At 43.0% G+C, this 13,256-nt stretch carries 8 protein-coding genes (1 of these 8 cut by a window edge); 7 read left to right on the top strand and 1 reads right to left on the bottom strand.

Annotated features, from left to right (window positions below; translation table 11 throughout):
- Positions 1–49: 49 nt before the first annotated feature.
- From MUK70_RS23600 to MUK70_RS23575, 6 genes are all read left to right on the top strand, one after another.
- A complete protein-coding gene (locus MUK70_RS23600; protein WP_234658768.1) occupies positions 50–3,370 on the top strand; it encodes a DUF4175 family protein in 3,321 nt (1,106 codons plus the stop codon).
- Positions 3,371–3,507: 137 nt separating this feature from the next.
- Positions 3,508–3,921 carry an rRNA maturation RNase YbeY gene (gene ybeY / locus MUK70_RS23595; RefSeq protein ID WP_234658759.1) on the top strand — a complete coding sequence of 138 codons (414 nt, stop codon included), beginning with the start codon at positions 3,508–3,510 and terminating at the stop codon, positions 3,919–3,921.
- A 54-nt stretch (positions 3,922–3,975) separates the two neighbouring features.
- Positions 3,976–5,838, top strand: coding sequence for a tRNA uridine-5-carboxymethylaminomethyl(34) synthesis enzyme MnmG (mnmG, locus tag MUK70_RS23590; RefSeq protein WP_234658760.1), 1,863 nt, complete (start codon positions 3,976–3,978; stop codon positions 5,836–5,838).
- Entirely contained in the window at positions 5,838–6,743 is a 906-nt protein-coding gene (locus MUK70_RS23585; RefSeq protein ID WP_234658761.1) for a class I SAM-dependent methyltransferase, read from the top strand. Before mnmG ends, MUK70_RS23585 begins: the two co-directional genes overlap by 1 nt.
- A gap of 77 nt (positions 6,744–6,820) precedes the next feature.
- Positions 6,821–8,428 (top strand): Ig-like domain-containing domain, encoded by a 1,608-nt coding sequence (locus MUK70_RS23580; RefSeq protein ID WP_234658762.1) that lies wholly within the window; start codon positions 6,821–6,823, stop codon positions 8,426–8,428.
- Positions 8,429–8,866: 438 nt separating this feature from the next.
- Positions 8,867–10,675 (top strand): tetratricopeptide repeat protein, encoded by a 1,809-nt coding sequence (locus tag MUK70_RS23575; RefSeq protein WP_234658763.1) that lies wholly within the window; start codon positions 8,867–8,869, stop codon positions 10,673–10,675.
- A 132-nt stretch (positions 10,676–10,807) separates the two neighbouring features.
- Here MUK70_RS23575 and thrC read toward each other — a convergent pair whose 3' ends face one another.
- Positions 10,808–12,115, bottom strand: a complete 1,308-nt coding sequence (gene thrC / locus MUK70_RS23570) for a threonine synthase (protein ID WP_234658764.1) — start codon at positions 12,113–12,115, stop codon at positions 10,808–10,810.
- A gap of 152 nt (positions 12,116–12,267) precedes the next feature.
- Between thrC and pruA the strand changes: the two genes are divergently transcribed.
- Positions 12,268–13,256 carry the 5' portion of an L-glutamate gamma-semialdehyde dehydrogenase gene (gene pruA, locus MUK70_RS23565; protein ID WP_234658765.1) on the top strand. Its footprint extends 643 nt past the window's final position, so only the first 989 of its 1,632 coding nucleotides appear in the window; it begins with the start codon at positions 12,268–12,270; the stop codon falls past the right edge of the window.

Genomic DNA, 13,256 nt, shown 5'->3' with positions numbered 1-13,256 from the left:
TCCATCAGAGATTTAACGACATTCATATATGGCTGCTTTTACGCCGGCAATGGAAGGCCTGTTGCTCCGCATTCAGGAATACCGTCAAAAATACTATCAGAATCAGCTCCTCAAAGGCATTATCCTTTCTGCGGCGCTGCTGTTGAGCGTGTTTTTGTTTTTCAATACAATCGAATATTTCGGGCGTTTCAGTTCTGGTGTCCGGGGAACATTGTTCTTCGGATTTTTGGCTGTGCTCGTTTTTTCATTTTTTCAGTGGGTTGTCCAGCCGCTAATCCACCTTTCCGGCCTTAGAAAGCCTATTTCGGATGAGCAGGCCGCATTGCAAATCGGCGAATATTTTCCGGAAATAGGGGATAAGCTCGTTAATACATTGCAGTTAAGGGGATTAACCGGCACGCAATCCGACCTGATCGAAGCCAGCATTCGCCAGAAATCAGGCCAGCTGCTCATTGTCAAATTTTCTGATGCCATTCGTTTTAATGAGAATAAAAAGCGCATTAAGTATGCTATTTATCCGCTCGCAGCTATTGCGGCAATCTTGCTTTTCAATCCATCATTTTTCTCGTCCAGCTCAGACAGGATCATTCATTTCCAGAAGAATTACACTTACGCGCCGTTTTCATTTATCCTTGAAAACAAATCTCTGAAAGCATTTAGAAATGAGGATTTTACATTAAAACTCAAACTAAAAGGCGAAGCATTGCCTACTGCGGCCTATCTGGTTCAGAACGGTTCAAGATTTAAGTTGAACAATGATGGCAATCAGACATATTCCTATACATTCAAAAACCTGCAAAGAGATGTTGCATTCTCGTTTGACGCAGCTGGATTCACTTCGGAGGAATACAGGATCAATGTCGCAGAACGGCCTTCGCTGCTTTCTTTTGACGTAAACCTGCATTATCCAGCGTATCTCAACAAACCCGCGGAAGGGCTTAATAATGTTGGAAACCTTTCTGTGCCCGAAGGAACAACCGTCGAATGGAATTTTAACACTTCTTCCACGAAAGCGCTGGCGATTAAGTTTGATGATGATTCGGCATTATACCGTGCAAAAGGCAGCGATGGGGAGCATTTTGAAATCAAAAAAACAGTAAAGCGCTCATCGCAATATCAGGTGAATTTGCAAAATGATGAGACTACGAATTCAGATAAAATTGGTTATTTCATCAATGTGGTTCCCGACAAGTTTCCCGTCATGAGTCTCGAAAATTTCCAGGATACGACACTTTACAATTATCTCGTGCTCGGCGGCTCGATTAGTGATGATTATGGTTTCTCCCAGTTGAAAATGTTTTATTCTGTGAAGCGGGCGGATCAAAAAGAACCTTCACCAGCCAAAGGAATCCCAGTGCCATTTAACAAAACGGTTAACACACAGAGTTTTTATTTCCAATGGTATGTAGACAGCCTTAAACTGGCTCCGGGCGACAAGATCGAATACTATGCCCAGGTTTGGGATAATGATGGCGTGAATGGGCCAAAAAGTGCCAAATCTCGGTCGATTCAGTTTACTGTTCCTTCCAAAGATCAGTTAGAGGCGGAGATTAAGAAGTCGGAAAAGGAAACGGAGGACCAAATGCAGTCGGCCATGAAGAAGGCTCAGAGCCTGCAAAAGGATCTGACGAATCTTGACAATAAATTAAAGAGCAATAAAGAACTCGATTTTAAGGAGCAAAAACAGATTGAAGAGGTGCTGAAAAAGCGCGATGAGCTGATGAAAGAATTGCAGGCGTTGCAGGAAAAAAATCAGAATGCAAACGAAAAATCAAAACAGTTCAATCAGCAGAGCCCGGAGCTGCAAAGCAAATTAGATCAGCTTCAAAAGCTCATGAATGAGCTCATGGACAAGGATACCGAAAAGCTTTATCAGGAATTGAAAAAACTCCTTGAACAAAAGCAAAGCGACCGCATGTCGAGCATGATGGAAAAGCTCAAAAACAAGGAAAATAACCTTGAAAAAGAGCTGGAACGCACCATGAAGCTTTTCAAGCAAATGCAACTTGAACAGAAAATGGAAAATCTGACCGAAAAGCTGGACGAGTTAGCAGATAAGGAAGATCAGCTTGCAGATAAAAGTCAGGAAAATGACAAGAATAAAAATTCCGACGACAAAAAAGGCAAAAACGAGGATTTGAAAAAAGAGCAGGAAAAAATCCAGGACGAGTTTAAAAAAGCCCAGGAAGATTCCAAGGAGGTCGAAAAAATGAGCGAAGAGCTTGAACAGCCTTTGGATACACAAAAAGAAGAGCAAAAAAACGCTTCTGAGCAGATGGAAGAAAGTAGGGAGCAACTAGACAAGCAACAGAATAAAAAAGCTTCTGAATCGCAGAAAAAGGCGGCACAATCCATGAAGAAAATGTCGAAGTCTATGCAGGAAGCGATGGAGGCTGCGGAGATGGAGCAAATGCAAGAAAACCTGGACGCTTTACGGGATATTCTTGAAAACTTGATCACACTTTCATTTGATCAGGAAACATTGATGAAAGATTTTAGAGGCGTCAGTCTGCAAGATCCAAGATTTATCAAACTTGGTCAGCAGCAACTGAAATTGAAAGACGATGCAAAAATCGTTGAGGACAGTCTTTACGCGCTTGCGAACCGCGTTATTCAAATCCAGTCGTTTATCACGCGTGAGCTTAATGATATGAAGTCCTACATGGACGAGAGTGTGAAGAGCATTAAGGATCGACAAATTAATCAGGCGACTTCGAAGCAACAATTTGCGATGACTTCGATGAATAACCTGGCATTAATGTTAAGCGACGTTTTCAACCAGATGCAACAGCAAATGGCGATGGCCATGCCGGGAAGTGGTAAGGGCAAGAAAGGAAAGCAAAAAGGCGAACAGAAGGGGATGGGCGAAATGCAGGAGAAGCTCAATGGTGAAATGAAAAAGCTTGGGGAAGGCAAAGAGGGGCAAGGAAATAATTCCGAGAAGCTGGCCAGAATGGCGGCTGAACAGGCGATGATCCGGAAGATGATCCAGGACCTGATGGAATCGCAGAAAGGAACAGAAGTTGGAAAACAGATGGGTAAAGAGTTGCAGGAAATTGCTGAGAAAATGGACGAGACCGAAACGGATCTTGTAAACAAACGCATCACACCCGAGCTTATCAAACGCAACCAGGAAATCACAACACGACTGCTGGAATCCGAAAAAGCGATGAAGGAGCAAGACGAAGACGAGCAACGCAAAGCCCAAAGTGCAAAACAATTGCCAAGACAACCACCTGCGGCATTTGAAAAATACATCCGCGATAAAGAAAAGCAGACAGAACTGCTACGGACTATTCCGCCAACATTCTCTCCGTTCTACAAAAGAGAGGTGGACACCTACTTCCGCAAGTATCAGGCTAAGAACTGATTATAGCCTCCCTTTGTTGTAAACATTCTGGTGACTGCGTTTTAACACTTTTTAAGCAAGTTGTTAAGCGAGCTGTCGCCGGCTAAACTGATCTTAACGGGATAGTTTAGTATGTTTGTAATATTTTATCACCCAGTATGCTTAATTTCTTCACCGAAAACGTCGATTTCGACTTATTACGCCCTGTTAAGACAAAGAAATGGATCAAAAATACCTCGTTGTCAGAAGGTTATGAGATCGCTGATTTGAATTATATTTTTTGTGACGACGAATATCTTCTGGAAATCAATAAACAATATCTTGATCACGACTATTTTACGGACATCATTACGTTTGACAATAGTGAGGAAGACAATGTGATCGAAGGAGACATTTATATCAGCGTTGATAGGGTGAAGGAGAATGCGGCAACTTTTGAAGCTGATTTTGAAACCGAAATGCGGCGCGTCTTAATACACGGTTTGCTGCATTTGATGGGTTATGATGATACGGATGAAAAGCTAAAAGCTGCAATGCGAGCCAAAGAGGATCAGTATCTTTCGCTGTTCTAGTTAAATTTCCACGTGGAACACTTTAATTAAAGTGGTTTAATAAGTAATAGAAATATGTTTCAAGAATATGATGTAATCGTGGTAGGAGCAGGCCATGCGGGTTGTGAAGCAGCTGCGGCTGCGGCAACGATGGGCTCCTCCGTTCTGCTGATTACAATGAATATGCACACCATTGCCCAGATGTCTTGCAACCCCGCAATGGGCGGTGTGGCGAAGGGGCAGATTGTTCGTGAGATCGATGCACTCGGCGGACAGTCGGGGATCATCAGCGACAAAACAATGATCCAGTTCCGGATGCTCAATCTGTCAAAAGGCCCTGCGATGTGGAGCCCAAGATGCCAGAGCGACCGGGCAATGTTTGCCACCGAATGGCGGAATGTTTTGGAAAATAATCCGAATGTTGATTTCTGGCAAGATACTGCGAAGGAGATTTTGATCGAGGATGGAAAGGCTTGTGGAGTTAAAACGAGCCTGGGAATTGAGATCAAATCCAAGTCCGTAGTTCTTACGAATGGAACATTCTTGAATGGCCTAATCCATATTGGCGAGAAAAATTTTGGAGGCGGAAGGACGGGTGAAAAAGCAGCAACCGGAATCACCGAGCAACTGTTAACATTGGGTTTCGAAGCCGGCAGAATGAAAACCGGAACGCCGCCGCGTGTGGATGGTCGCTCGCTGGATTACTCCAAAATGGAAGAGCAGCCCGGAGATGAAAATCCATCCAAATTTTCTTACACGGATACAAAGCCTCTTGCTAAGCAACGTAGCTGCTGGATTACTTATACGAATTCTGAGGTGCACGAAATCCTGAGAACGGGTTTTGAAAAGTCACCGATGTTCTCGGGACGCATTAAAGGAATTGGACCTCGTTATTGTCCATCGGTTGAGGATAAAATTAACCGCTTTGCTGATAAAGATCGTCACCAGATTTTTGTAGAGCCGGAAGGGTGGGATACAGTTGAAGTTTATGTAAATGGATTCTCAACTTCGTTACCCGAAGACGTGCAATACGCAGCGCTCCGGAAAATTCCTGGATTTGAGAACGCAAAAATGTTCCGTCCGGGTTACGCGATCGAATACGATTACTTCCCGCCAACGCAATTAAAGTCGACGCTCGAAACGCATTTGATTAAAAACCTCTTTTTCGCCGGGCAGATCAATGGGACCACGGGCTACGAAGAAGCAGCTTGTCAGGGGCTAATGGCCGGCATTAATGCGCACCAAAATGTGTATGAGTTGGATCCATTCGTGCTGAAAAGATCGGAGGCCTACATCGGCGTTTTGATCGACGACTTGATTAATAAAGGCACAGAAGAACCATATAGAATGTTCACCTCCCGCGCAGAATATCGCACGCTGCTGAGACAAGATAATGCAGACATTCGCCTTACCGAAAAAGGATATGATCTCGGCTTAGCAAGCCAGGAGAGGCTGGATAATGTAAACAAAAAGAAAGCTGAAGTCGCTCAGATCATTGCTGCATTCTCAGGAACGAAATTGACGCCCGAAGAGATCAACCCGACACTCGAGGCAATCGGCACCGCAGCATTGCGTGAGAAAATTGCCTTGGCGCAACTTCTAAAAAGACCACAAATCTCTATTGACCAACTGACCGAGGCAAGCCCGATCGTTGCTGATTTGCTTGAAAAATACGGAACAGATTCAATTCATCAGGCAGAAATTAATCTCAAATACGACAGCTATATCGAGAAGGAAATGCTTTTGGTGGAGAAGATGAACAAGCTGGAAAACCTCAACATTATTGAGAACTTCAATTATGATGTTGTTACATCGTTGTCATTTGAAGGCCGTGAGAAACTTAAAAGAACACGTCCGCAAACAATCGGGCAAGCTTCCAGAATCAGCGGCGTGAGCCCTTCCGACATTTCAGTATTAATGCTTTTTATAGGACGATAATGCCGTTAGAAAATCTTCAGAATTGCCCGATTTGCGATAAGTCCAGCTTCAATAACTATTTGAATGTTGAAGATTACACCGTTTCTCATAAGGAATTTACCATTCAGCAATGCAACAATTGTTATTTCCTTTTTACCAATCCGCGTCCTTCCGAAGCCGATATTGGAGCCTACTACCAGTCGGAAGATTACATTTCGCATCACGATGAAGAGAAGTCAAATTTGATTTCCAAAGCTTACACAGCCGTCAGAAATCATACGATCAAGCAGAAAGTGAACTTGATCAATAGCTTGTCACCTTCAAAAGGAAGCATGCTGGATGTAGGGTGCGGAACCGGTGTTTTCCTTACTGCAACGGAGAAAGACGGCTGGAAAATTTCAGGAACAGAACCGGATCCGGGAGCAAGAGTAATAGCGCAAAAGAGGGCAGGCGCTGCGATTCATGAATCGATTAACGCGGTTGAATTGACTGATCAAACATTTGACATAATAACCATGTGGCATGTGCTCGAACATGTCCATTTATTGAATGAAACGATTGAGTGGCTTTACCAGCATCTTAATCCAAATGGTAAAATTCTGATCGCCGTTCCGAATCCACAGTCTTTTGATGCCACTAAATATGGCCGTTTCTGGGCCGCTTACGATGTCCCAAGGCATCTCTATCACTTCACCAAAGGAACAATGAAAACACTGCTGAAAAAGCATAATTTGGAGGTGCAGAACATTCTTCCGATGTGGTTTGATTCTTTCTATGTGGGGATGCTCAGCACCAAATACAGCGGGGGAAGCATTAATTATCTGGATAGCGTAAAAACCGGGCTTTTGTCAAATTTAAAAGGCAGATCGAGTGATAAGGAGCACCTTAATACATCGAGTCTTATATACATTGTTTCAAAAAAATAATCAGAAATCCTGACAACAATCTGACTGGGCCCTCAATACGCGTTATCTGTATTGCGGGCCTTTAACTTTATAAATCAATGATCAGAACCATTGCCATTGCTATAATTTGCCTTCTCATTTTCGGTCGCTGTGCACAACAAGTTTCTCCTACGGGAGGCAAGAAAGATTCTATTCCACCCAATCTTCTGGAAAGTAATCCGCTCAATAAAACGCTCAATTTTAAGGGCAAGAAAATTGAAATGTTCTTCGATGAATATGTTGTCGTAGATAATATTAACCAGAAACTGATCATTACCCCAGAGACGGATAATCCGTATTCATACAAACAAAACGGAATGTCTGTTTCCCTTAATTTTAAAAATCAATTCAAAGACAGCACCACTTACACCCTGAGTTTTGGGGATGCAATCCGAGATTTTGCAGAAAAAAATCCCGCTAAAAACCTCAAACTTGTGTTTAGCACGGGCACTACGCTCGACTCCGGACGTGTGTACGGGAGCCTGAAAGACATTCGGACCAACAAGCCAATTTTCGATGCATTGGTAGGGCTATATAATGTAAGCGACACACTGAATATCGCTAAGCAGAAACCTTACTACTTTTCAAGAACGGACAGTAGCGGCGTATTCTCCATTGAAAACATTCAGACAAGAAACTATAAGCTCATCGCGATAGACGACAAGAATCGGAATATGCTTTATAATGCAAAAGACGAGCGGATGGGCTTTTTGGGGAAACCCATTTCGGCTGGTTCGGACTCGGCCTCGTACAGCCTTAACATGTTTTTTTCGGATAATACAGCACTCAAAATCCAGCGAACAATTCCGAGGGTCAATAACTATGCAGTGGTGTTCAGCAAATCCATTGAAAAGGTTGACGTGAAGTTCATGAACAATGATACCCTTCCTTATATGCTCGAGAACGGGGCTGCTTTGAAATTCTTCAACGTTCAACCGCATCCGGATTCGACTCTGGTGAAGCTTACTGTTACCGATTCACTTGGGACCATTACGGATTTTGAACAAAAAATAGCATTTCAAGTCCAAAGAGGGAAGGAGCGGCAACGAGATCCTTTCAATATGACCACCAAGCCGGAGGGAAATAAGGCGCTCACCAATACATTTACCTACACACTGAACCTAAACAAACCGGTCCGGTTCCTGGACGACAAAAACATTACATTAATTACGGACAGCCTTACGCACGAGCCGCTCAGCGCGTTCAAATATCGCTGGAATCCTACGCATACGGAATTGACGATCGAGGCGAAATCATTTGCGAAAGACACCATTAAATGGGATTTTCCAAAAGGCAGCATGCTTAGTGTAGAAGGCGATACATTGCCAAAAACACTCATCAGACATCCCGTATTGAAAGACGAAGATTATGGGCAGATTAAAGGCGCAATTGTCAATGCTGACACTTCCATGCGCTATATTATTGAGCTGGTCGACGAGCAATATAGGCTGATGGAAACTCAATACACGAGCCCATATACATTCATTCACATTCCCCAGGGCAAATACTATCTCCGCGTTACGCTCGACGCGAACCGCAACCGACGTTGGGATGCGGGAGAGATGGATAAAGATAAACAGCCCGAAATGATCCTATACATGCCTGATAAAATTCTTTTGAAGGCCAATTTTGAGTTAAACGACATCAATATCACGCTCCCAAAGTAAAAAATTTCAGATTTCTTATACACTTACTGTGGATAACTATGTTAATAAGTCGAATATTTTGTTGGTAAGCCGGGCGAAAATGTTAACAAATGTGTGGACAAGTGCCAATATCTGTGGATAAAAAATCAAGTGGCTCACTTTTGTTGGTAAATACAATCTAAACCTGAGTTAACACTACGTTGATGCACTTTAGTAAATGTGGATAAGACAAAGCGAATAGAAAGCAACGTTACCAACACTGGAGTGTGAACAGATAAATCGCTAACTTGTATTTCAGCAAGTTAAACGTTGATAAATCTAAAAGCTTAAGTGGATAAACTCACATAGTTATTCACAATGTGTGGATAACTATGTTAATCTACAGTGGATAAACTAATTATCCCCTTATCCACAGACATAGTAAGTGATAATAACTAAAGAAAATTTTTTTTATCTATTATGAAAAAGGTTTCGAGTTGGGTGTTGATATACATGCTTCTTTCCGGGGCGGCGGCGATGGGGCAGACTGAGAAGGAAATGGCGGAGGAGTATTTCAAGAACAATGACTGCCCGAAGGCCCTGACTTACTACACAAGCTTTTTGAAAACTTCATTTGAAAAGAATGCCCTGAAGAACTACACAAGCTGTATCATTAAAAGCAAGGCGTGGGGCGATGGTGAGCAGTTTTTCAAAAAGCAGATCAAGAACGATGCGCCGAACGCAAGCTGGTACAACTTATACTGGGGCGTGCTCCTGGAAGGCCAGGGAAAGGCGCAGGAGGCGACCAAAAAGATAGAGCAGAGCATTGCTGCATCGGGAGCGCGCATTGAGCTTAAACGTGATTTAGCGGATGAGTTCAGAGCGCTTAATAAACCGGAATGGGCAAAGCAAATATTGATAGAGGCGCGGGAAGCTGCCAAGCGGACAGACATTTTCCAGCTCGAACTGGCGAGCGTTTACCGTGATTTGAATGCGCCTGAGCAAATGATCGATGAGTTGCTTTCCTACGGCATGCGCTATCAGAATATAGAGGTGGTTCAGAACATGCTGCAGGACTTCACAAAGGATGAAAAGGAACAGGCTTTATTGGAAAAAGTGCTTTACGACAAAATCCAGAAGTTTCCTTCCGAAGGCTTTTATAATGAATTACTGATCTGGTACCAGATTCAAAAGAAGGATTTTTATAAAGCATTTATCCAGGAACGATCGCTTGACAAGCGTTTTAAACACAACGGTTCGAGACTGTACAATCTTGGCATGCTTGCACTTCAAAATCTGGATTATAGTAACGCCGGCACGATCTTCGATCATTTGGTGAAGGAATATCCCAAAGGTCAGCTTTATCCGGTTGCGAGGAGAATGGCGATTTTTGCACGAGAAGAACAAGTTAAAAACACCTTTCCGATCAGGCGAAGCGAAGTGCAGAAGCTTCTTGGCCAATATCAGCAACTCGTGGATGAGCTCGGCGTCAACGTGCGGACCGTGGAGGCATTAAGGAATATGGCGATTTTGAATGCATTCTATATGGATGATTTTAAAAAGGCCATTGAAATATTGAATACTGCAATTGAAGCTGGCAAGCAGGAGAAAAATTTTGTAGACAAATGTAAGCTCGATCTGGGCGACATTTACCTGTTGCAGGGAGAGCCTTGGGAAGCTACACTGGTTTATTCTCAGGTTGAAAAATCACAGAAGGATGACCTGTTGGGTTACGAAGCAAAACTTAGAAATGCTAAGCTGCATTATTTCAAAGGAGAGTTTGAGTTGGCAAAAGCGGTGCTGGATATTTTGAAAAAAGCAACTTCGCGGGAGATTGCTAATGATGCGAACGAGCTTTCGCTGCTCATTATGGACAACACCGGACTCGATAGTACGGAAGCCGCAATGAAGCAATATTCCTCTGTGGAGCTGATGCTCTTCCAAAATAAAAAGTTTGAAGCGATCGATACATTAAAAGGACTTTTTAACAAATATCAAAATCACAGTCTGGCCGACGAGATTCTCTGGCTGACTGCAAAGACTTACATTAAGCTCGATAGTAACCAGCAGGCGATGGAGTATCTGAAAGTATTGACTACGAAATATGGCCACGACATTTACGGGGATGACGCCTTGTTTGCATCAGCAAAACTTTACCAGGAAAAATTGAAGGATAAGGATCTTGCGATGAAGCTCTATCAGGAGTTGATGGAAAAATATCCGGGAAGCATTTTTGTCGCCGAGTCAAGAAAACGTTTTCGACTTTTGCGCGGAGACGTCATCAACTAGCATTTCTTGTTTGGAAAAAAGAAAGAGGCAGGAATCGTGAAGATTTCTGCCTCTTTTGGTTTCAATATTTGTGGACTCAGATGCGATTGTAATGCTATAACAAAATCTCACGCGGTGCTTATCGGTCAAATTCTATTTTAATGTGTTCATTAATAGCAATTTAAGATCCCGAAACGATGCATCCATTTTAGTAGACACTTTTTCAATAGAAAGCAAGGATTTGAGCCTTTCCGGTATTTCTATTTCTTTTTCCAAAGTTTCTTCAACAAGATCAATAAATTTCGCCGGATGAGCCGTGGAAAGGAAGACGCCGGTAAAATCCGATGTGTCTTTTTTTCTATATGCTTCAAGACCTTTGTAGGCGACGGCTGTATGCGGGCACATTACGTATCCGGCCTGTTCCGAAACTTCTCGCATCGCACTTTTTGTCTGTTCGTCGTCAAAATAATATCCGGAGATTTTTTCCGCTACTAATTTCCAGTCATCCTCGAAAAATCTTTGAAGTCTCACAAAGTTGCTAGGGTTACCGACATCCATAGCATTGGACACCGTTTCAATGGAAGTGCGGGGTTCGTAGTTCCCGCTTTCCAGATATCTTGGCACGGCATTGTTTAAATTGGTGGCTGCCACAAAATGTGCAACAGGCAAGCCCATTTTATAAGCCAGGAGCCCTGCACTAAGATTTCCAAAGTTTCCGCTTGGAACCGCAAAAACAATAGGCTTACCCAACTTCTTTAATTGGGCATAGGCAGAGAAATAATAAAATGACTGTGGAATGAGCCGTGCAATATTAATAGAATTGGCAGAGGCGAGATTGAACCTGGCATTCAGCTCGGCATCCAGAAATGCTTCTTTGACCAATTTTTGACAATCATCAAATGTGCCGTCCACCTCAACAGCCGTGACATTATGTCCAAGCGTAGTCAGCTGCTTTTCCTGAATGTCACTCACCTTGCCACTTGGATAAAGTATCGTGATGGAAATGCCAGGAATTTGGAAAAATCCCTGCGCCACTGCGCCGCCCGTGTCCCCGGACGTGGCAACCAATATGTTAATTTCTTTTTTTGAACGCAGCAAATAGTGCGACATAATTGCGGCCATAAATCGCGCGCCAAAGTCTTTAAAGGCCATTGAAGGGCCATGGAAAAGCTCTAAAACATAGTCTTGCTCGTTAATTTGCCGGATCGGCGCATCAAAATCATAAGCCTTGTTAATGATAATTTCAATTTCGCTTCTCGTAATTTCGCCTCCGAATAGCGTATGCGTTATCTCGATCGCAATTTCGTTGAAAGTCCTATTTTCAATATTTGCAATAAAATCCGGGGAAAGAGTCGGAATATTTTCAGGCATATAAAGCCCATTATCGGCAGGCAAGCTGTTGAAAATAGCTTCTTCTGCTGAGGCCTTGATACTGGCCGTTTTTGTACTATAGAATATCATTTCAGTAACTATTGTGCAAACTTGAGAATTCAAATTTAAATAAAAAGCAGGCAGCACGGCCACAAATTTTGCATTAGTAAAGATCAGCTGTGAATTTGTCTGATAAAGGCTGTGTTTTGTAATTGATCATTAATAATTAACAAACTATAAATATGTCGCAAGGTATTTTTAATGTTCCCGCTGTGCGGAATGAGCCTGTAAAAAATTATGCACCAGGCAGCCCCGAAAGGGATTTGCTTAAAAAAGCGCTGGAAGAAGCAAGATCAAAGACAATTGAAATTCCGCAATATATAGGCAGTCAGGAAATCTATTCCCAAAATAAACGTCCGATATCGCCGCCACATGATCACCAGCATTTGCTGGGTTACTTTCATGAAGGGAGTGCAGATGATGTACAGACAGCCGTGGATGCTGCGTTGGAGGCTAGAAAGAGCTGGGCAATTTTGCACTGGGAACAACGTGCAGCAATTTTTTTAAAAGCGGCAGACTTGATAGCTGGGCCTTACCGTGCAGAAATCAACGCAGCAACCATGCTGGGACAGTCTAAAAATGCTTATCAGGCAGAAATTGATTCGGCTTGTGAAATCATTGACTTTCTGAGGCTTAATGTCAATTTCATGAGAGACATTTACAGCCAGCAGCCTATCTCTTCTGACGGCGTTTGGAACAGGATGGAATATCGTCCATTGGAAGGATTTGTATTTGCTATAACGCCTTTCAACTTTACGGCTATTGCCGGAAATTTACCAGCTGCTCCTGCATTGATGGGTAATGTGGTGCTCTGGAAACCTGCTTTCACACAGGTTTATTCCGCCAATGTGATCATGAAAGTGTTCAAGGAAGCTGGCCTGCCAGACGGAGTAATTAATATGATTTTAGCTGACGGTCCCGTTGCAGGGAATGTTGTTTTTAAACATCCCGATTTCGCAGGCATTCACTTCACTGGAAGCACGAAGGTATTTCAGACGATATGGAAGACGATTGGTGAAAATATAGGTGCTTATAAGACATTTCCAAGGATCGTAGGTGAAACGGGTGGAAAGGATTTCGTTTTGGCTCATAAGTCTGCGGATCCAAAGGCTTTGGCAACAGGTCTTATAAGAGGAGCATTTGAATATCAAGGGCAAAAATGCTCGGCAGC

The organism is Dyadobacter chenwenxiniae, from assembly GCF_022869785.1.
Lineage (GTDB): Bacteria > Bacteroidota > Bacteroidia > Cytophagales > Spirosomataceae > Dyadobacter > Dyadobacter chenwenxiniae.
Note: the sequence above shows the minus strand (reverse complement) of the source record. Positions and strands in the feature narration are given on the sequence as shown.

Excerpts from the sequence above, each read along its gene's own strand:
- MUK70_RS23600 (WP_234658768.1), top strand. The coding sequence starts at position 50 with ATGGAAGGCCTGTTGCTCCGCATTCAGGAATACCGTCAAAAATACTAT.
- ybeY (WP_234658759.1), top strand. The coding sequence starts at position 3,508 with ATGCTTAATTTCTTCACCGAAAACGTCGATTTCGACTTATTACGCCCT.
- mnmG (WP_234658760.1), top strand. The coding sequence starts at position 3,976 with ATGTTTCAAGAATATGATGTAATCGTGGTAGGAGCAGGCCATGCGGGT.
- MUK70_RS23585 (WP_234658761.1), top strand. The coding sequence starts at position 5,838 with ATGCCGTTAGAAAATCTTCAGAATTGCCCGATTTGCGATAAGTCCAGC.
- MUK70_RS23580 (WP_234658762.1), top strand. The coding sequence starts at position 6,821 with ATGATCAGAACCATTGCCATTGCTATAATTTGCCTTCTCATTTTCGGT.
- MUK70_RS23575 (WP_234658763.1), top strand. The coding sequence starts at position 8,867 with ATGAAAAAGGTTTCGAGTTGGGTGTTGATATACATGCTTCTTTCCGGG.
- thrC (WP_234658764.1), bottom strand. The coding sequence starts at position 12,115 with ATGATATTCTATAGTACAAAAACGGCCAGTATCAAGGCCTCAGCAGAA.